Raw genomic sequence first — 22,835 nt, 5'->3', positions numbered from 1 at the left:
GCATGCGCATCGCCACCTCGACCATCTACGCCCAGCAGACCGCCGCGATCGACAACCAGGCCGCGCAGTACGCGCAGCTCGGCGGCGAGCTCTCGAGCGGGATCTCGCTCAACGAGCCCAGCGACGATCCGCTGCAGATCGGCGAAGATCTGGAGCTGCACCAGACGATCACGACGCAGACGACCGAGTCGACCAACGCCAGCGCGGCGTCCAACCAGCTCACGCAGACGGACAGCGTCCTCAACGGGCTGACCTCGATCTTGCAGAGCGCCAACTCGCTGGCGGTCGAAGCCGCGAACTCGGGCCTCACCAGTACCGACCGCTCGGGGATCGTCTCGCAGGTCAACAACCTGATCTCGCAGGCGATCGCGTACGGGAACAGCCAGTACTCGGGCCAGTACATCTTCAGCGGCACCGCAGCCAGCACGCTGCCGCCGGTGCAGGCCGTCGGCGATCCGCCGACGTCGGTGACGTTCTCGGGGAACGAGCAATCCTCGGGCCAGATCCTGTTCAACGGTCAGGTGATCACGCTCTCGACGACGTTCCAGCAGGCGTTCAACTACAACTCCGCGGACGGTTCGCCGGACGTCTTCCAGACGCTGATCAACCTGCGCAATCAGGTCGAGAACCCGCAGTACACCGACACCAGCGAAGAGGCGATGAACGCCGAGGGTCAAGTCGTCTATGGGCCGCAGACGGGCGGCGCGCCCGCGCCGACGACGCTCAGCCAGGCTTCGAGCTTCGCAACCGCGCCCGTGGCGGGCGGCGGTGGTTTCACGATCGAGATCAACGGCACGAGCATCCCGATTGCGGCGAACGCCCCGATCGACGACGGCGTGCCGCCGCCGGCGGGAACGTCGGTCGTCGCGCAAATCAACAACGCTGCCGCCGCCGACGGCGGCGTGACCGCGCAATACGATGCGAAGACGCAGAAGATCACGCTGAGCAGCAGCAGCGCGTTCACCGTCCAAGACGCCCCGAACGGCGGCAATCTGGTCGAGGCGCTCGGACTGGCGGGTCAAGGCGATACGATCCAGCCGATCTCGACCCAGCTCGGCGACATCAGCAATACCTTGAACGTCGTGCTGACGGCGCGCGCGCAAGTGGGCGCGAACTTGCAGACGCTCACCTCGCTGGCGAGTCAACTTCAGAGCAACGTGACCGATAACACGAACGTAGAGTCGAGCATCGAGGACACCAACGTCGCCTCGACGACCACGGCGTTCACCCAGACGCAGACCGCCCTCGAGGCCGCCTACTCGACGACGACGCGGCTCGAACAACAAACGCTCTTCAACTACCTGCAGTGAGCGAAAACATGACGGAGACGATGGTGGATACCACGCAGATCGAGACGACGACCATGGAGCTGCCGCGCTTTGGGTCGTGCACCTTCCGCGAGGACGAGGTCCTGACGTTCCCTTGGGGCCTCCCGGGCTTCGGCCACCTCCGGCGCTTCCTGGCCCTGCACCTCGAAGAGCAAGAACACTTCATCTGGCTGCAGAGCCTGGACGACCCCTCGGTCGCTCTCCCGACCTGCAACCCGTTCCACATGTTTCCGGACTACCAGGTGAAGCTGCCGGAATACGCGGTGAGCTCCCTCGACCTCAAACGGCCCGAGGAATTCGTCTTCCTCGGCATCGTGATCGTCGGTCCGAACGCGTCCGACATGACGATGAACCTGCTGGCTCCCGTCATCGTGAACTTGCGCACTCGGACCGGCCGTCAAGTGACGCTGGAGGGGAGCGGATACTCGGTGCGGACTCCGGTTCCGCGCAAGGCGCCGGCGCCCGCTCAGGCGTCGACGACGGCTACGGCGGGAGCCTGACCGCCCGACCGGGAACCGCGCAACTTTCTCCGCCACGGAGGGCGCCGGACGTTGCTGGTTCTCAGTCGTAAACTCAACCAAGCGATCATGATCGGGGACGACGTCCGGATCGTGGTCGTCTCCGTCGACCGGGACACCGTCAAGCTGGGGATCGAAGCCCCGCGCTCGATCCCGGTCCACCGTTCCGAGGTCTACGACGAGATCCAACGGACCAACCGAGCGGCTGCTGGAGAGCCGGCGAAGCCCGCCGAGCGGGCCCGTATCGCCGACCTGGGGAAGGGGGCGCAGGCCGCCGGCCCCAAAAACGTGAAGAACCTAAAGTCCAGACCCTAATTTGACGATCACCAAGTACGTATAGCGGGAGTGGGGTAGGAAGCCCCCTTCCATCACACGTGTGAACGTAATTCATGGAGGAACTACATGCCTGGCATCGGCGGGCTCTCAATCGCCAACAACCTGTTGGCCAACGAAGCGAGCCTGAACCTCAACAAGACGCAAGCCGACCTGTCCACGACGGTCCAGCGTCTCTCCAGCGGTCTCCGCATCAACTCGGCCGCTGACGATCCGTCCGGTCTGGCGATCGCCGAGTCCCTGCAGTCGCAGGTCAACGGCTTCGACCAGGGCGCGCAGAACGTCCAGGACGCGACCAACGCGGCGCAAATCGCCGACGGCGCGCTCGGAACCACGACCGACATCCTGCAGCGCATCCGCACGCTGGCCGTCGAAGGGTCGTCCGACCTGACCTCGACCGACGATCGTGCGAACCTGCAGGCCGAGGTGCAGCAGCTGCTCCTCGAAGTCAACCGCATCTCTCAGGACACGAGCTACAACGGTCAGAACCTGCTGGACGGCTCGCACGCCGGCTTCCAGCAGCAGGTCGACGCGTTTGCGACGATCACGGCCAACTCGGACCTGGCGACCCCGGGCGCGAACGGCGAGACGCAGACGCTGGTCGGATCGGTCACCCTGTCCGGCACCAGCACCACGATCGTCGACGGTTCGATCGAAGTTCAGGTCGCGCAGCTCAACTCGGACCAGCAGGGCCTCGTCGTCTCGTTCTTCTCGAGCGCGGCGCAGGCCGGCCACGTCGTCACGACGCTGACCGTCCCGGCGGCCGGCACGGTCGCCGCGATCTCGGTCGACGGCGTCACCGTGACCTTCGGCCAGGCTGGTACGCTCGACGTCGGCGTGACCTCGTACATCAAGGTCAGCCAGTACGTCTCGGCCAACTCGAACCCGAACGCGCCGGCGTTCAACTTCCAGTCGGGCGCCGAGGAAGGCGACACGATCCAGATCGGGCTCGTGAGCACCTCGACGAACTCGCTGCGCATCGCGAACATCAACCTCATCGGCAACACGAACTACGGTTCGTTCGCCTCTGAGGACGCGATCGGCCAGATCGACAACGCCCTGCAGACGCTGCTCAGCCAGCGCTCGCAGCTCGGCGCGGTCATCGTCCGCCTCCAAGAGGACCAGGACAACGACAACACGGCGGCCACCAACCTGCAGGCCTCCGAGTCGAACATCCGCGACCTCAACATCGGCAGCGCGACCACCGAGTACACCCGCGACCAGATCCTGGTCCAGGTCGGTACCTCGGTCCTGGCGCAGTCGAACAGCAACGCCCAGTCGGTCCTGGCGCTCTTCCGCTAAGCGGAATAGCCCTCGCACCAACCAGAGAGAGCCCGCTCCGGCGGGCTCTCTTCTTTTTTTGCGGTCGCGCCGATACCCAGGGAGATGGTGATGCGATGCCGCTAGCGATCGTCGACGAGTACCGGGAGAGCACGTTCGCCCGCAACCACACGGGGCTGCTGCTCAACCTGCCGGTCCCGCCGCCCGAGCGCGAGCAGCTGCCGGTCGGCATCAGCCTGTGTATGATCGTCAAGAACGAGGAGCGCTTCCTCGCCGAGTGCCTGGCGAGCGTCCGCGACGTCGTCGACGAGCTCAACGTCGTTGATACGGGCTCGACGGACCGTACCGTCGAGATCGCGCGCGAGTTCGGCGCGAACGTGATCTTCCGTGAGTGGCGCAACGACTTCGCTTGGGCTCGCAACCAGGCGCTCGAGATGGCGACTCGGCGCTGGACGCTGGTGCTCGACGCCGACGAAGAGATCACGCCCGACTCGCTGGCGACGCTGCGCGCGCTGCGCGAGACGCCGGCCGACTACACCGCCGTCTACCTGAAGATCGAGAACCTCGTCGACGACGAGACCGGCGCGGGATCGACGATGTCGCACATCCTGCCGCGCATCTTTCCGACCACCCCGCGCATTCGCTATCACGGCGTCATCCACGAGAACGTCGTCCTGCACGGCGCCGATCACCTGCCCGGGATCGTCAGCACGGTGCGCGTTCTCCACAAGGGTTATACCAAAGAGATCTTGGGTTCGCGCGAGAAAGGCCTACGCAACAAGCCGCTGCTCGAGCGCGCGATCCGCGAGAACGGCGACGACGCTTTCTCCTGGTACAATTTCGGCGTCAACGCCGTCGTCGCCGGCGACATCGGCGTCGGGATCGAGGCGCTCGAAAAGGTCTTCGCGATGGAGACGACCGTGCGCGGCTTCATCTGGACCGCGTACGTCATGCTCGCGACGGCGTACGCCGAAGGGCGCGGCGAGATCGATCGCGGGATCGAGCTGCTCGACCGCGGGCTGGCCGGCTCGCCCAATCATCCGAACCTGCTCTTCACACGTGGATATCTGCTCGCACTGGGCAAGCGCTACGAGGAGGCACGCGAATCGTATCGCCGCTCGATGCACTTGGGGGCCGGTGCGCGCGCGTATTTCATGGTCGACGACGAGATCGCGAGCTGGAAAGCGAGCTTGAACATCGCGTCGACCTACGTCAAGGAAGACAACTGGGAAGAAGCGCTTCCATGGTACGAGCGCGCGTTCGCGTCCAAGCCGGATTCGCCGCTGCTGCGCAGTACGACGGCGCACGCCTACGAAAGCGTCGGCCGCGTCTACGACGCGGAGCGGCTGTTCCGCGAAGGCGCACAGATCGACGGCAGCACCGGCTTCGTCAACTACGCGAACTTCCTCATTCGGCGCCGGCGTTTCGACGAGGCGTTCGAGATGATCGACCGGCGCAGCGACATCGTCGGCGCTCGGGCGCGCGCGACGCTCCTGCTCTCGGCGGCCAAGGTGCTGCGCGATGAGGCGTTGGGGGACCCGCTGCCCTACGCGGAGCGCGCGCTGGCGCTCGCGCCGGGCGACGGCCGTATTCTCGGACTGATCGACGAGCTGTGCCTGCGGCGGGGCGATCAGGAGCGGCGCGCGCGCCTGCGAGCCGAGGAGTTGGACGCGCCGCTGGTGATGGTCGGCGATTTCGCGCGCCGCTCGCATCGGCTGCTCGAGGAGAAGCGGCCCCAGGACGCGCTCGCGGTCGCCGAAGACGCGCTGACCTTCGCCCCGCTCGACCCGGTGCTGCGTTTCAACGCGGCGCTGGCGGCAGCACGGCTGCACCGCGATGCCGACGCCCTCGCGCACCTCGCACACGTGCCGGATGCCGACGGCCACGCCGGCGCGGCCTTGGCGTTGCGCGCCGAGATCGAACGCCGCTCGAACGATCTGGACGCCGCGGTCGCGACCGTGCGCCGCATGCGCGCGCTGCCGCTGGCGGACGCTTCCACGCTCAAGACGACGGCCGTCGGATTGGCCACCGACCTCTTGGCGGCCGGCCGCGTCGCCGACGCGCAGGGGATCGCGGCGCTCGCGCTCGACTAAGTCCTCCGTGCACTTCACGATCCTGGCGGCGCCGAGCAGCGATCTGCGTGAGGCCCGCGCGCGGGCGTCGGCGGTCGTGACCGTCGCCGATCCGGATGCTCTCGCGCTCGCGGCGCGTGCGGCGAACGATCCGTACCTGCTCGTGGTATTGCCCGGTGCCGCGCCGTTGGGGGGAGCCTTCGGCGGCGTGCGCGCCGCGCTCGATGCCGGTCCGGCCGTGCTGGGAGGCGCGGCGTACTCGGAGAGTTGGCGCCACTACGGCTGGATGCTCGGGCCGTCGGAAGCCGGTGCGCTGCCCTTCGAGCTGTGGCCGATCCGCATCGGGCACGGTGAGGGCGGCATCGAGGCGCAGCTGCGCGGTCCGATCGACGTGCCGGCGCCCGGTGCGTTCTTCGCCGAGCGTTCGCTGCTGCTCGAGCCGTTGCCGTTCGATGCGGTGGCGGCGCTCGTCGAAGTCGCGGCGCGCGCGCGCGAACGCGGGCTCGAGGTGTCCTGTTTGCCGTCGTTCGCCTGGGCGATCCCGACCGAGAGCGCCGACGATCGCGGGCGCCGCTCGGCGCTGCGCGCGGTGAGCGAGGCCCATCCCGCCCTCGTGGGCGGCTCGCGCTTGCCGCTCGCCGTTCGGCGGCGCACGATCGAGCGCGAGACGCGCTTCGAAGGCGGCCTGCGACGACGCGTGCGCATGCCGATGCCGCCGCTGACGGTCTTGGTCCACGGCCCCGACGCACGCGACGCCGCTCGTCGCGCAAGCGCGTTGCCGGCGGTCGTCGCGGCGAGCGCCGTCGACGAGCCGGTGGCGGCGTTGCGCCGTGAGCTCGGCGTGCGCGGCGAGCGTAACGTGCTGATCGCCGCGTCGGCCGCATTGCCGGATGCCGACGCCCTCGCGCTCCTGGTCGAGCGGCTCGAAGACGCCACCTACGTCGCGGCGGTCGCGCCGAGCGTCGCGGCGCTCGAAGGGAACTGCGTCCTGCTCGCGGCCGGTCGCTTTCCGCAACACGTGCAGCCCGGCGACGGTCCGCTCGCCGCGTCGTTGCACGCCCTGTTCGCCGGCGTCGAAGCAGCGGGCAGGGCGGTGCGCGCGCCGGGCCGTGCCGCGGGTCCGCGGGCAGGTGCCGGAACCAAGCACGTGCGGTGCGTCTTCCTGGCGTCGTCCTCGCCCGACGTCCTGCGGACGACGCTCGACGCCGCCCTGGCGGCGACGCGCACCGGCGACGAGCTGGTCGCGGTGTGCGCCGCCGGCAACGAGACCGCGCGCAGGATCCTCGGCGCCAACGCGATCGCGTCGATCGAGTTGGACGAGGTCGACCCGTTGCTCGTCGGCGCCGCGAACCGCGCGCTGGGCGCGGGGCCCGAGCTGACCTTCCTGTTGAGCGACGACGTGTTGATCCCCGCCGACACGCTCGATCGCCTCCGCGCGGCGTTTGCGCGTGTCCCGGCGCTCGGTGCCGCGGTACCCTCGGTGCCGCAGACCGCTTCGCTCCTGAGCGGCGAGGGCGTCAAAGAGGTCAGCTACGGAAACCTGAACGAGCTGCAGCACGTCGCGGAACGCCGGGCGCGCGACCACGCGCGAGACTGCACCCCGATCGAGCTGTCGGCGACTCCCGCGATCCTGATCGCGCGCGAAGCGCTCGACGCGGTCGGCGGCATCGATCCGGCGCTCGGACCGACGCGGCGCGGTATCGCGGATCTCGTCACGCGCCTGCGCGCCGCCGGGTATACCGTCGTGCGTTGCGACGACACGTTGGTCCACCGTTTCGATCCGGGCGTTTCGCACAATCCCGCCGCGGCGGCCGATCTCGTGCAGCCGCTGGTGGCGGTCCCCGACCGGGCCGGCGCGCGCGCGCGCGGTTTCGATCCGGCCACGCGCGTGCCGTTCGTCGTCCCGGCCGTTGTCGCGACACCGGCGCGGGTCGCAATCGTGCTCGCGGTCGCCGACGACGCCGAGCTCGAGCGAGCGCTCGCGTTCGTCGCCGAGATGGCCGGCACGTTCGACGCCAGTGACCCCGTGCGGCTCGACCTGCTGCTCGAGGGCGGGATCCCGACGGCCGTGGTCGCGGCACGTGTCCGGGCGCTCCTGGTCGCCGGCGGCAAGTCGCTGGCGCTGGCGCTTTCGGTTCGCGTCGAGCGGGTCGGCGATTTGGCGGCCTGGCGCGCCGCGGTGGCGCCCGACGAGCGTCTGATCGTCGCGGCCGGGCACGAACGCGCGGCCTTCGCCGGAGCCGAGGTCCGCGCGGCGAAGGCGCTGGACGACGTGGTGCGCGCGGCCCGATGAGAACCCATCGCGTCTTCGACGTCATCGCGCCCTGGAGCACGGGCACGCCCGTCGACGATCCGCAACGGCTCGCCGCGGTCCGCATCGAGCCGGTCGTGCGCCAACGGCACAACGCGCTGCTGCTCGACTTCTATCTTGCCGGCGAGCACGGCGACACCGTCGTCCCCGGCGTCTTCGTCGAACCGAAACTGATCGTCGAGCGCGAGCGCGACCCCCTGTTGTTCCCGGCCGGATTCCGTGGCGGCGACGGCTTCGCGACCGCGCTGGCCGAACGGATCTTGCCGCACCTCGACGCCCTGATGCGTTCCGGGATGCTGTTCGGCGAGCACGTCGTCGCCTTCGCGGCTGCGCCTCGCTTCGAGGCGGCGCGGGCCATCGGTGCGTTCGGCGCCGCCCCGCTGCGCGACGCGCTCGTACGGTTGGCCCCGTATCATTGGGCGCGGCGGTACGTGCGCGGTCGCGAGGTCCTGCTCGACGCGCCCGACGCGGTCGGCGGTTGGATGGTGCTGCGAGATCTCGGCACGGTCGGCGTCGCGCCGGGGAGCCGCGATGCGGCTGCCATGGCATGGTACGGCGAGCCGCCGTCCTCGTCGGCGGCGACGGTCGTGGTGCTGGGCGACGGTCTCGCCGCGCCGAGCTCGGCGGAGACCGTCTTGCGGCTGGATGCCGCGGGGCCCGGCGCCGTCGGGGTGGTCGATCCGCTGCCGGTCGACGTGGGCTTCGCCTACGACGCGGCCGAAGGACCGCCGCGCCGCTCGTTCGTGGTCGAGCGCGTCGCCGAGCCGCAACGGCGGGCCCCGCTCCCGCCTACCGGCGGGGTCCAGGGCGGCTCGGCCGGGCGCATCGTGATCGTGCTCGGGCGCAGTGACGCGGCGAACGAACCCGGAGCCGATACCGACGAGGCGGCGGCGCTGGCCGCCGGACTGACGGCCGAAGGTTTCGAGGTCGCGTACGGCGTGCATCCGGACGAGGTCGCCGGCGCCGACCTCGTCCACATCATCGGCGTTCGCGACGGCCGGCGCGTCCGCGGCATCGTCGACGCCGCCCGCCGGGCGCGCATCCCCAGCGCGATCCACGCGTACGAAGAAGATGCGGCGGCGGGATTGTGGTGGGGTGCCACGGTCGCGCGCTTGTGCTTCGAATACGGCGCCGACGAGGCGTCGGTCGAGCGGTACCTCGCCATGCTCGCGCGCCGCGCGGTCAGCGTCGGCGAGGCGACGGCCGACGCCCCCTACGCGCCGCCGCAGGCCGAGCTCGAGGAGAGCGCGGCCGCGCTGCGCGACGCCGCCATCGTCTTCGTCGCCTCCGACGAGGAAGCGCAGCGCGTGTTGCGCCGGAGCGGCCGCCGCACCACGCTCGCCGTGGTTCCGCCGCTGGTCGCGATCCACGAACCGGCCGCGGTGGGGCAGCTGGTCGGTCCCGATCCGTTCGCATTCGTCCACGCCCCGATCGCTCCGGCTGCCAACCAGCTTCTGGTTGCCCGCAGCGCCGCCGCGGCGGGCATCCCGTTGGTCCTGGCGGGACCGGTGCTCGATGCCAGCTATCTCGAACGGGTGCGCGAGTTCGGCGGCCGCGACCTGATCGTGTTGCCCGAGCCCTCGGCTGCCCAGGCCGCCGGGTTGCGCATGGCCGCCGCGGTCGTCGTCGACGCGGCGTGGCTGGGCGAGGGGTCAGCGCGCCTGGCCGCGGCGGTGCTCGCCGGAGCCCGTCTGGCCGTTGCGGAGCGGCGCTCGTTCGCGATCCCCGGCATCGTCCCCCAACGGTTCGACCCCGGCGACTTGGGCGCGCTCACCCGTGCCCTCGGGGAGGCCTGGGACGAAGGGCGGCGCTTCCCGCCGGTGCCTCCGGCGGAAGCGACCGGGGCCTTGATGCCGGCGATGGTCATCCGGGGCATCGTTCGCGGTTACGCCGAAGCCGCCGCCGGGGTCACCTAAATCGGGCGGCCTGGCCGACCGATATCGCAAGTGGAGGATTCTGCACGAACATGGACGTTCTCTCAGTCGACGCTGCGGCGACGGCCGCCGCGGCCCCGGCGCCGCCCAGCGAGTTGGCGCAGCCGGCCGACCCCGGCCCGCAGGGCGGCACGCCCGTTGTCGACGCGCCCCAGGACGAGACGCTGCACAGCGCGCTCTCCCAGCTGGTCGGCAACGGTTCGCAGGTCTCCGTGCAGTTTCGGGTCGTGCACGATCCCAACGAGATCGTCACGGTTTTCACCAACGCGCAGACCGGACAGGTGATCACGCAGTTCCCGCCCGAGTCGATGGTGCTGATCGCTCAGTTCTTCAACAAACTGGCCGGCGCCGTTCTGGATCACAGCGCCTAGCATGAGTGGAGTCTCTTCGACCGGCACGTCGAGCTCGAGCAGCGCCGACTCGACCGTCTACGGGACCAACGTCCCGCCCGTCTCGTTCCCGGGCATCGCGTCGGGCATCAACTACAACGCGATCATCGACAAGTACGTCAACCTCACGCTGGAGCAAGAGAAGCCCGATCAGACCGCGATCACCAAGCTCAACGAACAGCAGACCGAGCTGATCAAGATCCAGAACTTGGTCACGGAATTCCAAGACAGCTTCCAGGCGCTCAGCAATCCCGATTTGTTCAACGCCACCGCGCCGAGCTCGAGCAACACCTCGGCGGTCGGCGTCTCGTCGATCTCGGGAGAGACGGCGACGCCGGGCGCGTACACGATCACCGCCGCGACGCTCGCGACCGCGACGCAGATCGCCAGCTCGACGCAGGCCGCCGGCACGATCAGCACGACCTCGCCGCTCGATCAGGCGGGTTTGGCGATTTCGCCCGAGGCCGGGACGAGCGGGAGCAACGGCAACCAAGCGCAGATCACCGTCGACGGGGTCGCATTCACGTACGATCCCAGCTCGATCACGATGGCCGATTTCACCTCGCAGCTGCAAAGCGCGCTGACGAACGCAGGCGTCGGCGTGACGGTGAACTTCGACGCGGCGACTCAGACGTTCAGCCTCTCGTCGAGCTCTCCGATCAGCGTCGGCTCGGCCAACGATACCGGCAACGCGCTCGCGATGCTCAAGCTCGACACCGCGCAAGAACAGGACAACGCCGGCACGTATTCGATCACCAGCTCGGGTCCGCTCGGTGGACTCAACGAGGGCGCGACCTTCGACACCGGTCAGAACGCGGGCTTGGCGACGGCGGTCACGAGCGGCTCGTTCTCGATCAACGGCGTCAACTTCAAAGTCGACGCGTCGGGCAACAACCTCGCGGACATCATCGACGCGATCAATCAATCGTCTGCGGGCGTCGTCGCGACCTACGATCAGACCACCTCGCAGCTGGTGCTGACGTCGAAGAACGACGGACCGCAGAGCATCGAACTGGGCTCGGCCGGCGACACCTCGAACTTCTTGCAGGCAGTCGGACTGCTCGCCAACTACCAGACACCGGGTCAGCTCTACGCCGGCGCCGACCAAACGATCGGCCAAGACGCCGCGATCACGTACACCGACGCCTCGGGCCAAAGCCAAACGGTCTACTCGAATACGAATGCCGTGAACAACGTCGTGCCGGGCGTCTCGCTGACGCTGGAGGAAGCCATCGGCGGCGCGACGGGCATCGCCCCGGTAACGGTCGACGTCGCCGAGAGCAGCAGCGCGCTGCAGACCGCGCTCAACGCGTTCGTGAAGAGCTACAACGCGGTGATCGGCGAGATCAACACCGCGACCGCCGCCCCCGTCATCGGGTCGCAAAGCGATAGCGCGACCGGCTCGCAGGAGGGCGTGCAATTGACCTCCGGCGGCATCTTGTTCAACAACATCGACGTCGAGGGGCTCAAGCAGCAGCTCGTCAACATGGTGACGGGGCTGTTTCAAACCGGCAGCAGCAAGTACAACTCGCTCTCGGCTATCGGCTTGCAGCTCGACAGCTCGTTCACGGTTGGCACCGCCTCCAACGGCGCGTCGGATTCCGACTCCTCCTCAACCGACACGACGGCGACCAACACGTCGGACGCCAATCAAGTCGGTTCGCAGACCTACGCCGGTACCGACGGAAAATTAGAGCCGCTCGACGTAACGGCGCTGCAATCCGCGCTGCAAGACGATCCGAGCGCCGTCGCGTCGATCTTCACGAGCAGCGGCGGCCTGCTCAACTCGGTCGGGACCTACCTGGCGACGGTGACCGGGCTGCCGACGCAGCTCGCCAACTCGGTGGTCGGAACCGCGCCGCCGCAGTCGCTGTTCCAGACGATCGAAACCGAAGGTCAGGATCAGATTCAGTCGTTGCAGCAGACGATCTCGTCGGTGACCAATCAAGCCAACATGCAGGCGAACATCCTGCGGGCGCAGTTCACCGACAGCGAAGTCCAGATCGCGCAGCTGCAAGAGATGCAGTCCTCGCTCGGTGACCTCTTCAGCACCAGCAGTTAGCGGATACCAACCATGCCGATCGCGAACCCCAACCTGCGTTATCTCGAAGCGTCGATCAACTCGGCCAGCCCCGAAGAGCTGATCGTGAAGATCTACGATGCGCTGCTGCTCTTCGCACGGCAGGCCATCGACGTGATGGAGACGAGCCCACGCGACATCGAAGCGCGCCATCGCCTGCTGCGCAAGGCGCAGCGCGCGTGCGCGCTCCTGATGGGTTCGCTGCGGTTCGAGGTCGGTGGGGATCTGCCGCGCAACCTGTTCCGGCTCTACGAGTTCTGGCACCACCAGCTGGTCGCCGCCAACATGCACGGCGATCCGCAGCGGGTGCGCGAGCTGCTGCCGATGGTCACCGAACTGCGCGAGACCTGGTCCGAAGCGGTCAAGCGGTATCGCACCGAGGCCGCCACCGCGCCGCAGCTCGATGCCCTCGTCGGCTGAGACTCCGCACGCGATCGCCGTTCGCACGATCATCGCCCTCGAGCGTGCCTGCCTCGAAGCCGAGGCGGCGCTGGTCGAGCGGCGTTGGCCGGACGTGCGTAAGGCGTTCGGCACGCAGCGGCGGCTGACGGACGAACTGGCCGCGTTGTTCGCCGCGGTGCCCGACGTCGCGCCCGCCGCCGACGCCAAAGTCGCGCAGCGGCTGCGCGGCGTGTACGCCTATCGCGAGGACCAGCTGCGGCGGCTGCAGGCGTATCGCGACAACCTGGCCGAGCGTCTGCAGTCGATCGGGAAGATGCGCCGGCTCTCGCGCGCGGTGGGCAAACGTCCCCCGACCGCGCACGTCGTCAACAGCACCTACTAGGCGCCGAACAGCAGCGTCAGCGGGAACGGTTCCTGGCGCTCGTCCGCGCGCGGGTGCGCCGCGTCGTACGGAATCATGCGCGTTCGCCCGTCCGCGTCGCGGACGATCATGCGCAAGCGGTCGGTCTGGACGTCGTCCTCCCAGCGCTCGGGGGAGAGCCGGTTCGTGGCACGGTCGTAATGACCGGCGCGGACGCCGGCGTGCAGCAGAACCCGCCACCCGGCGGTGCGCACGCGCTCGCAGTACAGGTAGTCCTCGTCGGCCTGCCGGACCGAGCGCGTCGCCTCGTTGACGAAGACGTGCGCCGCGAAGTACGGCGTCGAGAACGCTCGCAGCGCCGAGACCCGCAGCGCGACGCAGCCGAAACCGACGCCGTCGACGTCGGTCACTTCACCGTTGCGAAAGGCGGGAATCGCGCCCTCGGTCGTGTCGGTCGAGCTCCAGCGCGCGACAGCCATCGGCCGGGCGCCGTCGCGGCTGTAGTAGAGCGCGCCCGCGACCGCCGCGCGCGCATCGTTCTCGAGCGCGCGCACGAGGGCGATGAGCGCGTCCGGAGGCGGCACGACGTCATCGTCGATCATGAGCAGGATGTCGGCGCCGCTTGCGACTGCGTGGCGCGCGATCATCTCGCGCTGCACGGCGACGGAGTTGCCGCTCCAGATGAGCCGGTCCGCAAGCGCGCCCGGCGGCAACGCGAGGTGCGGGACCGCGTCGAGGAACGGCTGTGTCGGCTGACCGCCGGTCGGGATGCCGATGAGGAGCTTCATGTCGGGATGACCTCGCGCAGCGCTTCGACGACGCTGCGGCCGGCGGCGTGTAGGCCCGCATCGTCGGCTGTCAGCGGATCGAAGCGCCGGTCGACGGTTCGCCGCACCGTCACCCGCATCAGCCAGCCTCCGGCCGCGACCCGAAAGGCCGCCACGGCGTCCTCGAAGCGCACCGTCGGCGCGCCGACGCCGTCGATGCGGCGTGGCGCGACCGCCAAGAGCACCTGGACGCCACGCAGAAACGGGTCCGCCAACTGCCGCCCGAGCACGCCGCGCAGTCCCTCGAGGCCATGCGCGTCGAGCGCGACCACGAGGTGCGGGCCGAGGGATTCCGGGGCCGGTGACGGCGTGAGCGGCGGGGCGCCGGCGGGACGGAGCACCGCCAGAGCCTCCTCGGTCACCACCGGCGGCGTCGGGCGGCCCATCCGCGCGGCGACCAGCGCGCGCGGCAGCGCGGCGGAGACGCTGCGCGCGAAGGTGCTCAGGCCCAGCGCTTCGCCGACCGCGCCGTCGGCAGCGGCGATCGACGAAAGCAGCGCGAGTGCAGCCAGGCCGTGCGGCAGCGCGCCCGTGTAGACGCGCTCGAGCGCTCGTACCTCGTCGCCGTCGATGCGCCGGTAGAGCACCGGCAGGGCCGCGGACGGCGGCAGCACGGGCTCGGGCGGTGGCGGCGGCAGCACGGGCTCGGGCGTCGGTGGCGGTTCGGGGGCGGCGGGAGCGACGCTGCGCGCGTCGACGACGGAAGGCGCGGGTGCCGTCTCGCCGAGGTCGAGCCCCTCGCCTTCCTCGAGCTCGTAGAACGGTCGCGGCTGCTCGTAAGCGGCGTGGCCGGCGCGGCGGCGCAAGCGGAGCGCCGGCGGCGCGACGGCCGGCACGCCCTCTGCCCAGACCGTCGCCAAGACGTCGAGCGGCGCGGTCCCCGGTAGGATCCGCAGCGCGAAGCGCAGCCGGACCGCGCCGTTGGGCGGGATCGTGCCCAGCCGCAAGCCGATTCCGAGCAGTGCCTCGCCGTCGATCTGCACCTCGTCGCGGGAGAAGGATCCCGGAACGGGCTCGGCCTCGGGCGGGACGGTGACCCGCAGCGTCGCGTCGGATACCTCGCGGTCACCGTCATCGTGGAGCGTCGCGACGACGGTCACGAGCGCGCCGGGGATCAGCTCGCGATCGGGCCGCGCCTCCAGCGCCAGTCGCAACGCAGCGGGCCGTACCAGCCGCGGCGAGTCGTCGTCCTCGGCCAGCGACTCGGCGCCGAACCGTGGCGACGCGGCGGAGGGCGGCTGCGGTGTCGAGGGCAATCCGAGCTCTTCTCGGCGGCGGCGGTCGAGCAGACGCGCGTCGGCGTCGCGCTCGAAGAGCGCGTCGACGTCGGTCTCGCGACCGCTCATCGCGCCCGCAGCGGCAGCCAGGGGAAGCGCCGCCGCTGCGGCACGGCCGCGCCGTCGGCCATCGCCGCGGGGCGTCCTCCGCGCCGCTGCGCCCCGGCGGCCAAGCCGCGCGCTCGCGCCGCGGCGTCCGCGTCGAGCCGGGTTGCCCGTGGTCGCCCCTGCGTCGCGGCGTCGCGCAACGAGGCGTGAGCCAGCGTCAGCAGGCGCCGCGGCGTCCCCCCCGCGCTGGCCACGATCGCCTCGACCGCGTCCTCGTCGAACAAGGCGGTCAGATCGCCAGCGCCCGCACGTGAGAGTCGATAGGCCAACAGCGCGCGCGACTCGCTGGCATCGAGCGGATCGAGCGAGATCCAGCCGTCGACGCGATCGGCGAGGTTGCGGCGGCTCTCGACCCGCGCGCGCAGTTCGCTTTGGCCGAACAGCACGACGTTGAGCAGCTTGCGCTGCGGCACGTCGTAGTTCAGCAAGAGACGGATGACTTCGAATATCTCATCACTGGCGTTCTGCGCCTCGTCGATCAGCAGCGCCAACGTCAGCCCGTCGAGCACCGCCGCGTCGTAGAGATAGTTCTTGAGCGCGTTCTTCAGCGCGGCCGGCGAACGTGGTGGGAGGGCCAAGCCGAACGCGCGCGCGACGCCGAGCAAGAACTCGGTCTCGCTCGCGAAGGACGGGTCCAGGATCTTCGCCAGCCGCACCTCGTCCCGGCCCAGCAGCTCGCGTTCGACCTGCGCCATCAGGCTGGTCTTGCCGGTCCCGGGATCGCCGACGACGACCTGCAGCCCGCGCGATTCGAGCACCCCGCCGATCAACCGCGTCCGGGCTCGGGCGAGCGCGGGCGTCGTCCGGTAGAAGTGCGGGTCCGCCGTGTCGAGGAACGGATCGCGCTCCAACCCGAAGTGCCGGAAATAAGGCGTCATCCGGGAAGCTGGCTTCGACGCCCCGCACGACCGGACATTCGCGGCCGCCGTGGGAGGGCCGGCGACCAAGCGTGTCCGTAAGGAGGCCCTGGCCAGTGGCCGATATCACTGTGGTGGACCTCCCACTGGTCAGCATCCTGATCCCGAACTACAACTACGCGCAGTACGTCGAGCAAGCCGTCGCCAGCGCGCTGGGTCAGACCTACCCGAACGTCGAGGTCGTGGTGAGCGACAACTGCTCGACCGACGGCGCTTGGGAGCTGCTCAACGAGCGGTTCGGCCAGGAACCGCGCGTGCGGCTGTCGCGCAACGAGCGCAACCTCGGCATCGGACCGAATTTCGACCGCGTGCTGGAGCTGGCTCGCGGCGAGTTCGTCATGTGGCTCTCCTCCGACGACGTGCTCTACCCGACGCACGTCGAGCGTCTGATGACGCGCTTCCTCGCCAACCCCACCCTCGACGTCGTGTACGGCAACGCCTATTTCGCGCGGGCGGACGGCCTGGTCTTCCGAGTGCGCAACATGGCGGGCCAGTTCCCCGTCAGCTACACGGACGCGCGCGACGAGCTGGTCGAGAACTTCACCACCACCTGTCCGGTCTGCATGCCGTGCATGCTGGTGCGCCGCGAGGCGCTTCGCGGCTACGCTTTCGCCAGCACGTCCGGCAGCACGGTGATCGCCTCCGACTGGGACATCGTCATCCGGCTGGCGCTCGCCGGGCGGCGTTTCGCGTACGTCGCGGAGCCGAGCGTCGCCGTGCGTTTGCACGACGACCAACACTCGGGCGCCGCGTATCACGGTCCGGGGACGAACATCTTGGACTTCGCCGCGTTCGTCGAGCGCTACATGGACCACCCGGAGTTCGTGCGGCGCATGCGCGGTCGCGAGATCGGCGTCGCGCAACTGTTCGCGACCCTGCTGCGCGACAACGCCGACCGCAACGGCGGCACGACGCGGCTGGACGAGGAGCAGCAGGCTCGCGTGCGCGACTTGCAGGAGCGGTTGTTGTCGCGCGCCGTCGTCTACGAGCCGGCGCGCGTGCACGAGTCGACCATCACCGTCGTCATGGAGACGAGCGCGCCGCCGGCGCTGGTGACGCGATCGCTCGATACGCTGGTCGCGCAGACGTGGCCCGCCTGGGAGCTCGTCGTCGTCGACCACGGGTTCGTCCCGCTGGAAGGCCTGCTGCGGGCGCACCCGGTCTGGGAGCGCACGTCCCACATTCGTTTCGAGTCCACGCAGCCGGCGGGCGCGGCCCGCAACCTCGGCCTGCGCATGGCGCGCGGCGAGTACGTCACCTTCCTCGAGCCGGGCAACCGGTTCGCCCCCGAGCACCTCGCGAGCGCGGTCGAGACGATCGCGCGCGAGCGGACGCAAGCCGTGCTCGCGACCTCCCGCCTCGTCTTCGAACAGGCGGACGGCGACGGCATCGTCTGGCACGACTTGGGTGTGATCGCGCCCTTCGGCGGCGGGGAAGAAGACCTCGCGGCACTCGAGATCGCGCATAGCGTCCCGCTCGACGCGCTGGTCGTCTACCGAGGTCTGTTCGATCGCGTCGGCCGCTTCAATCCGGGTGCGCCGTTGTTCGACGATTGGGACTTCGCCTTGCGCCTCACGCGCGGGACGCGCGTCGCCCCGACGCGCGCGGCGACGCTGTCGGTCAGCGCGCGCATCGGCTTGGTCGCGCAGCGCGTCGGCGACCGCCGTGCGGCGCTGCTGGCGTCGATGGACGCGATCCATGCCGCGTATCCGGTCGATGCCGCGCGTGAGGAGGAGCGGCGGCGGCACCGTACCGCGATCGCGCAGCTCCTCGGCGAACTGACCGAGCGCACCGCGACGACGCGCGGCTTGGCCGAGTTCGCCTGCGCGCTGGCGGGCCGCGGCTTAGCCGTCGCGGCCGGCTGACCCGGCGCCTTGGCACGCCCGCTGCTGGTCCTGGACGGCGAGGTCTTCTCCGAGATCTCGCTGGCGCGGGTCAACCGGGAACTGGTGCTGGCGCTCCTCCGCCGCGGCGAGGTGGACCTGGCGCTGTCGGCGCCGCTGCTCGGCAGTTACCTGCAGCGCGCGACGCCCGAGGTCGAACGGCTCGTCGCGCTGACCGGTATCGCGCTCGACCGGCCGCCCGACCTGACGGTGCGTCACCGCTGGCCGCCCGAGTTCGCGCGGCCCGAGTACGGGCGTTACGCGCACGTCCAGCCGTACGAGTTGGGCGAGCTGCCCAGCGCGTGGATCGACGGCTTGCGGGGCGCCGACGAGATCTGGTGCTATGGCAGCTTCGTGCGCGGGATGTACGAGCGTGCCGGCTTCGCGCCGGAGCGATTGATCACGGTTCCGCTCGGCGTCGATCCCGCGGTGTTCCGCCCCGACGGCCCGCTCGCCGCGCTGCCCACGCGCGGATCGTTCCGTTTCCTCTACGTCGGCGGCGCGATCTGGCGCAAAGGCGCGGACCTCGCGATCAACGCGTTCTTGAACGCGTTCGGCCCCGGCGACGACGTGAGCTTGATCGTCAAGGACGTCGGCGGCTCTTCCGTCTACAAGGATCAGACGATGAAGCCGTCGATCGAGCCGCTGCTGGGGCGCGCCGACTTGCCCGAGATCATCTACAGCGACGACGTCTTCGACGACGTTTCGCTCGCGGCGCTCTACCGTACCGCCGACGTCTTGGTGCTGCCGTACCGTGGCGAAGGCTTCGGGCTGACGGCGCTCGAGGCGATGGCCTGCGGAACGCCGCCGCTGGTCAGCGCCGGCGGCGCGACGGACGACTTCGTCGACGGCAGCGTGGGCGTACTGTTGCCCGCCAAGCGCACGCCGATCGAGATGAGCGACATGCCGGCGACGGTGGAACCGCCATGGACCCTCGAGGTCGACGTCACCTTGCTCAGCCGGGTGATGCGTCTGGTGGTCGAAGAGCGGTGGCGTCTGCCGGCGCTCGGCGCGGCGGCCGCGCGACGCGCGCGAACCGCGTGGACGTGGGAGCGCGGCGCCGCGGTTGCCGCCGAACGCACGCGGCTGGCCGCCGCCATCCCCCGCTGAGGAAGCGATGAACGACGAGAAGCTCAACCTGACGGTCAACTTTCCGCTGCCGGACGGCCGCACGCTGGTCAAAGGCCCGTTGACCTACAGCGCCGACGGGCTGTTCACCACGCACGCCGTCGACTGGATGCGCGAAGAGCGGTTCGCGAAGGCCTATCAGCTCGCGATGAGCAGCGGGCACCGGTTCGGCGCGGATCTGCACATCGAGTGGCGCGTCTACTTACCGTGCTGGGCGGCCGCCGTGGGCATCAAGCTCGAAGGTGATTTCGTCGAGTGCGGCGTCGACACCGGAATGTTCGCCCGCGCGATCTGTTCCTACGTCGGCTTCGAGCGCTTCCCCGATCGCACGCTCTACCTGCTCGACACCTACGCCGGGTATCCCGTCGAACAGCTCACGGAGAAGGAGCGCGCGCTGGGATTGGGCGGCTATACGCACCTCTACGGCGACACGTACGAACTGGTGCGCGAACACATGCGCGACTACCCGAACGTCAAGCTGATCAAGGGGCGCATCCCCGAATCGCTCGCCGACGTGCCCGCGACGAAGGTGGCTTGCCTGTTGATCGACATGAACGCGGCGGTGCCGGAGCGCGCGGCGCTGGAGTTCTTTTGGGACAAGCTCGTTCCCGGTGCGCCGGTGGTGCTCGACGATTTCGCCTTCGCCGAGCACGTCGAGCAGCGTCACGTGCTCGGCGAGTTCGCGGCGAGCCGCGGCGTCGATATCTTTTCGATGCCGACGGGTCAGGCGTTCCTGATCAAACCGCCGCGCTGAGCGGCCAGCGGACGAACGGCGCCGGCCACGGCGCGCCAGGCGGGTCCGACCGCGGTCGCGTCGACCGCGCGCACGAGCTGCAGCGCGCCCGACGCCCGCGCCACTCTGGCGCCGGCCTCGCAGTTGCGCGCCAGCAAGGCGCTCTCGCGTAGCTGCTCGAAGCTCGTGTCCGGGAAGTTCGGTGCGATCGCGTCCCAATCGAAGCTCTCGGCGACGTTGACGCCGTGTGCTTCCAACGCGTTGATCAGTGCTTCGTCCCACCCGTCGACCGTCTCGACCGCGCGCTCGACGCGCACGACGTAGTCGATCCCGCGCAAGTCGCCCTCGACGCCGACGATCTCGTGCATCGCCCGGGCGCAAAGCTCGGCCATCACGCGCGCCGGCTCCGCGACCTCCGGCGAGAAGACGGCCGCGATGCGGATCGGGCGTACCGCGCGCTCGACCGGCGCAAGCAGCGCGATCGCGTCGAAGGCGGCCCGCAGCGCGGCGGCGTCCGAGCGCGCCTGCGCGACGGCGGCGCGCCGCGTCTGGATGCCGGCGAGATCGCGCGCGCCGGCGTCGGCGAGCAACAGCCGCGCACGCTCGAGCTCGTCGAGTCCGAGGACGGGGACGCCGCACGCGCGGGCGAGCTCATGGTCCCGCCAGGCCGGATCGGCGGCGATGGCGAGCGTCGCGCCGGCCAGCGCCGCGACGCTCTCGCGCGCGTGAGGCGGCGAGGGCAGCGCCATGACGCGCGGATTCCAGCGCGCGACGCCGGCGTCGCGCATCGCCCGGTCCAGCTCGGCGTCCAACAGCGCGGGCACGAGCGGCCGGTCCGCGGCGGGAGCGAGGAACAGGACGACGTCCTCGTCGGGCTGCACGAGCCGGGCGAACGCGCTCAGCGCCGCGATGCGATCGGGCTCCGGCGCGACGTAGACCGTCCGCTGCGGCGGGATCGCGCCGTGCGCATCGGGCGTCCAGGCGGTCACGTCGACGGGCAGCCGCACGTGCGTGATGCGCGCCGGTGGGATCCCGGCGGCGTGCAGCGCGCGCGCCACCGCCGGATCGTCGGTCCAGATCCGCTCCGCGCCGGCCAGCGCGCGCACGTCGTCGGGCACGCTGCTCACGAAGACGGCGCGCGCGCCCGGCCGCACGTGATCGACGGTGATGAGCGCCTCGTTCGGATGCGGCGCCAACCGCGCGCCGCGGCGCAGGTGGCGCGCCTGCACCGGGTCCAGCTCGACGCCCGGTGCGCCCACGGTCAGCAGACGGGGCATCGCGCCGGTCGCTTCGAGCGCCGCGAACAGCCCGCGCGTTGCCCGCCCGGCGCTTGCGTCGGCCAGAGCCGGACCGGCGAGCAGCGTCCGCCCGGCCGTGCGCACCGTCCGTGCCGGCGGCGCTTCGCGCAGCGCGCGCTGCGCGAAGCGGGCGGTGGCGCGCCGATCGAACGCGGCGTGCGCGCGCGCGAAGCCGGCCGCCGCGCGGGCCTGCGCGTCGTGCGGATCGTCGACGATGCGGCGCATCGCCTGCGCGGTCGCATCGACCGATGGATCGGACCAGCGCTGACCGGCGTAGTACGGGATACGGTCGGCCAGGCTGCGCGCGACCGGGACGAGCCGCGCCGGAATCGGATAGCCGGTATCCTCGTCGAGGAAGTCGGCGCTGCCGCCGTAGCCGGTCCCGATCGCCGGCAAGCCGCTGGCCATCGCTTCGAGCAACGGGATGCAGAACGCCTCGCCCCGCGAGGTGAGCACGAACGCATCGACGCTGCGAAACAGCGCCGCGTACGCGTCGACGGGCAACGGCGCGGTGATGATCTCGACCGGCGCCATGCGCGCCGGGTCCAGGCCCAGACCGCGAACCTCGTCGAGCGGACCGCCGTGCGCGCCGACGGTGCTGCGCCCGGTGCGCAGATACAGCACGACGTCGTCGTCGGGACCGAACGCGCGCGCCCACGCGCGCAGCAGGACGTCGGGCCCCTTGCGTTCGTTCCAATCGAAGACCGAGAGGAACGCGGTGCGACGCCGGTTCGGCAGCTCGAGCTGCGGACCGTCGGGTGCGAACAGCGGCGTGTCGATGCCGATCGGGATCAGGCGCAGCTTTTCCGCCGGGACGCCGGCCTGCGCGAACGTCTCGAGGTTGAACGTGCTCGGCACCCAGACCTGATCGAGCTCGCGCAGGGTGCGCACCCACAGCCCCGGCACGTCGTCGCACTCGAACATCGTGTACGCGCAGGTCAGCCCGCTCAGCCGGGTGGCGGCGAACTCGCTGAACGACGGGCTGCCGCTCGCATCGCCGGCGGGACGCAGCAGCACCGATGGTCCGGCTCGGTCGGCCGGAAGCGCGGCCGCGTGCGCGAGCATCGCGTGTTCGCCCGGCGGCAGACCGGCGTTGCGCGCCTCGGGCCACCAGACCGCTTTTGCCGCGACGGCCATCCCGTGCGCGGCCAACCCGAAGACCAGATTGCGCCCCACCGCCGCGTATCCGGTCGCTTCGTCGAAGATGCCGTAGATCGTCGCTTGCGCGGGGCCCGCGGGAAGCTGCAACGGATCGGGTCCCGGCATCCAGACACCCAGCGGAACACCGTCGTGGACGACGCCCTCGCTCGCGCGCGGTGCGAGCGTGACCGCGATGCCGTGTGCCGACCGATCGACGTCGTACGCCGCGTGCTCGATCGTGCGGCGGCCGGCCACCGCCGCGGCCGCCGCCGCGCGCAGGTCGTCGACGTCGAGGATCGCGCGCGGGTCGATGGTCGCGAGCACCTCGGGCTCGTCCGCGGCCGCCTCGGCAGGCGAAAGACCGAGCGAACGCAACCGCGCCGCCGCCAGCGTGCGCAACCGCGGCGGTCCGTCGCGCAGCCGAAAGCGCAGGTCGAGCCGGTTCATGCGCCTGCCCTATTGGCTCGCCGGTCGGGCGAACCCGCTGTAGGGGCGATGTGCCCTTTTGCCGATCA

At 70.3% G+C, this 22,835-nt stretch carries 18 protein-coding genes; 14 read left to right on the top strand and 4 right to left on the bottom strand.

Going from position 1 to position 22,835, the window contains the following annotated elements; all coding sequences use genetic code 11:
- Positions 1–2: 2 nt before the first annotated feature.
- From flgL to VMD91_01635, 11 genes are all read left to right on the top strand, one after another.
- Positions 3–1,310, top strand: a complete 1,308-nt coding sequence (flgL, locus tag VMD91_01685) for a flagellar hook-associated protein FlgL (GenBank protein ID HTW82761.1) — start codon at positions 3–5, stop codon at positions 1,308–1,310.
- A gap of 23 nt (positions 1,311–1,333) precedes the next feature.
- A complete protein-coding gene (locus tag VMD91_01680) occupies positions 1,334–1,828 on the top strand; it encodes a flagellar assembly protein FliW (protein HTW82760.1) in 495 nt (164 codons plus the stop codon).
- 51 nt (positions 1,829–1,879) lie between these two features.
- Positions 1,880–2,161, top strand: a complete 282-nt coding sequence (gene csrA, locus VMD91_01675) for a carbon storage regulator CsrA (GenBank protein ID HTW82759.1) — start codon at positions 1,880–1,882, stop codon at positions 2,159–2,161.
- Positions 2,162–2,248: 87 nt separating this feature from the next.
- Positions 2,249–3,481 carry a flagellin gene (locus VMD91_01670; GenBank protein HTW82758.1) on the top strand — a complete coding sequence of 411 codons (1,233 nt, stop codon included), beginning with the start codon at positions 2,249–2,251 and terminating at the stop codon, positions 3,479–3,481.
- Positions 3,482–3,576: 95 nt separating this feature from the next.
- The gene (locus VMD91_01665; GenBank protein HTW82757.1) at positions 3,577–5,553 is read left to right on the top strand and encodes a glycosyltransferase; all 1,977 of its coding nucleotides are present in this window, start codon (positions 3,577–3,579) and stop codon (positions 5,551–5,553) included.
- Positions 5,554–5,560: 7 nt separating this feature from the next.
- Positions 5,561–7,825 (top strand): hypothetical protein, encoded by a 2,265-nt coding sequence (locus tag VMD91_01660; protein ID HTW82756.1) that lies wholly within the window; start codon positions 5,561–5,563, stop codon positions 7,823–7,825.
- A complete protein-coding gene (locus VMD91_01655; protein HTW82755.1) occupies positions 7,822–9,759 on the top strand; it encodes a hypothetical protein in 1,938 nt (645 codons plus the stop codon). Before VMD91_01660 ends, VMD91_01655 begins: the two co-directional genes overlap by 4 nt.
- A gap of 50 nt (positions 9,760–9,809) precedes the next feature.
- The gene (locus VMD91_01650) at positions 9,810–10,148 is read left to right on the top strand and encodes a flagellar protein FlaG (GenBank protein HTW82754.1); all 339 of its coding nucleotides are present in this window, start codon (positions 9,810–9,812) and stop codon (positions 10,146–10,148) included.
- A gap of 1 nt (position 10,149) precedes the next feature.
- Positions 10,150–12,228: a flagellar filament capping protein FliD gene (gene fliD, locus VMD91_01645; GenBank protein ID HTW82753.1), complete on the top strand. Its 2,079-nt coding sequence runs from the start codon at positions 10,150–10,152 to the stop codon at positions 12,226–12,228.
- A gap of 12 nt (positions 12,229–12,240) precedes the next feature.
- Complete coding sequence (gene fliS, locus VMD91_01640) at positions 12,241–12,666, top strand: flagellar export chaperone FliS (protein ID HTW82752.1); 426 nt, start codon at positions 12,241–12,243, stop codon at positions 12,664–12,666.
- Entirely contained in the window at positions 12,650–13,030 is a 381-nt protein-coding gene (locus VMD91_01635) for a hypothetical protein (GenBank protein ID HTW82751.1), read from the top strand. Before fliS ends, VMD91_01635 begins: the two co-directional genes overlap by 17 nt.
- Here VMD91_01635 and VMD91_01630 read toward each other — a convergent pair.
- From VMD91_01630 to VMD91_01620, 3 genes are read right to left on the bottom strand one after another with little or no spacing between them, the layout of a single operon-like run.
- Entirely contained in the window at positions 13,027–13,797 is a 771-nt protein-coding gene (locus VMD91_01630) for a glycosyltransferase (GenBank protein HTW82750.1), read from the bottom strand. The genes VMD91_01635 and VMD91_01630 overlap by 4 nt on opposite strands.
- A complete protein-coding gene (locus VMD91_01625; GenBank protein HTW82749.1) occupies positions 13,794–15,182 on the bottom strand; it encodes a hypothetical protein in 1,389 nt (462 codons plus the stop codon). Before VMD91_01625 ends, VMD91_01630 begins: the two co-directional genes overlap by 4 nt.
- Positions 15,179–16,099, bottom strand: a complete 921-nt coding sequence (locus tag VMD91_01620) for an AAA family ATPase (GenBank protein ID HTW82748.1) — start codon at positions 16,097–16,099, stop codon at positions 15,179–15,181. Before VMD91_01620 ends, VMD91_01625 begins: the two co-directional genes overlap by 4 nt.
- Before the next feature lie 113 nt (positions 16,100–16,212).
- Between VMD91_01620 and VMD91_01615 the strand changes: the two genes are divergently transcribed.
- The 3 genes from VMD91_01615 to VMD91_01605 are packed head-to-tail and all read left to right on the top strand — an operon-like array spanning position 16,213 to position 19,903.
- A complete protein-coding gene (locus tag VMD91_01615) occupies positions 16,213–18,003 on the top strand; it encodes a glycosyltransferase (protein HTW82747.1) in 1,791 nt (596 codons plus the stop codon).
- 9 nt (positions 18,004–18,012) lie between these two features.
- A complete protein-coding gene (locus tag VMD91_01610) occupies positions 18,013–19,131 on the top strand; it encodes a glycosyltransferase family 4 protein (protein HTW82746.1) in 1,119 nt (372 codons plus the stop codon).
- A 7-nt stretch (positions 19,132–19,138) separates the two neighbouring features.
- Positions 19,139–19,903 carry a TylF/MycF/NovP-related O-methyltransferase gene (locus VMD91_01605; GenBank protein HTW82745.1) on the top strand — a complete coding sequence of 255 codons (765 nt, stop codon included), beginning with the start codon at positions 19,139–19,141 and terminating at the stop codon, positions 19,901–19,903.
- Here the strand turns inward: VMD91_01605 and VMD91_01600 are convergent.
- On the bottom strand, positions 19,873–22,767 hold the full coding sequence (locus tag VMD91_01600) for a glycosyltransferase (protein ID HTW82744.1): 2,895 nt from the start codon (positions 22,765–22,767) through the stop codon (positions 19,873–19,875). The genes VMD91_01605 and VMD91_01600 overlap by 31 nt on opposite strands.
- Positions 22,768–22,835 lie beyond the last annotated feature (68 nt).

The organism is Candidatus Sulfotelmatobacter sp. (genome assembly GCA_035504415.1).
Taxonomy (GTDB): domain Bacteria; phylum Vulcanimicrobiota; class Vulcanimicrobiia; order Vulcanimicrobiales; family Vulcanimicrobiaceae; genus Vulcanimicrobium.
This window is presented reverse-complemented; position numbering and strand designations above follow the sequence as displayed.

Bases quoted from the DNA above. Each gene is read 5' to 3' on its own strand.
- flgL (HTW82761.1), top strand. From the start codon at position 3: ATGCGCATCGCCACCTCGACCATCTACGCCCAGCAGACCGCCGCGATC.
- VMD91_01670 (HTW82758.1), top strand. From the start codon at position 2,249: ATGCCTGGCATCGGCGGGCTCTCAATCGCCAACAACCTGTTGGCCAAC.
- VMD91_01665 (HTW82757.1), top strand. From the start codon at position 3,577: ATGCCGCTAGCGATCGTCGACGAGTACCGGGAGAGCACGTTCGCCCGC.
- VMD91_01655 (HTW82755.1), top strand. From the start codon at position 7,822: ATGAGAACCCATCGCGTCTTCGACGTCATCGCGCCCTGGAGCACGGGC.
- VMD91_01650 (HTW82754.1), top strand. From the start codon at position 9,810: ATGGACGTTCTCTCAGTCGACGCTGCGGCGACGGCCGCCGCGGCCCCG.
- fliD (HTW82753.1), top strand. From the start codon at position 10,150: ATGAGTGGAGTCTCTTCGACCGGCACGTCGAGCTCGAGCAGCGCCGAC.
- fliS (HTW82752.1), top strand. From the start codon at position 12,241: ATGCCGATCGCGAACCCCAACCTGCGTTATCTCGAAGCGTCGATCAAC.
- VMD91_01635 (HTW82751.1), top strand. From the start codon at position 12,650: ATGCCCTCGTCGGCTGAGACTCCGCACGCGATCGCCGTTCGCACGATC.
- VMD91_01630 (HTW82750.1), bottom strand. From the start codon at position 13,797: ATGAAGCTCCTCATCGGCATCCCGACCGGCGGTCAGCCGACACAGCCG.
- VMD91_01625 (HTW82749.1), bottom strand. From the start codon at position 15,182: ATGAGCGGTCGCGAGACCGACGTCGACGCGCTCTTCGAGCGCGACGCC.
- VMD91_01620 (HTW82748.1), bottom strand. From the start codon at position 16,099: ATGACGCCTTATTTCCGGCACTTCGGGTTGGAGCGCGATCCGTTCCTC.
- VMD91_01605 (HTW82745.1), top strand. From the start codon at position 19,139: ATGAACGACGAGAAGCTCAACCTGACGGTCAACTTTCCGCTGCCGGAC.
- VMD91_01600 (HTW82744.1), bottom strand. From the start codon at position 22,767: ATGAACCGGCTCGACCTGCGCTTTCGGCTGCGCGACGGACCGCCGCGG.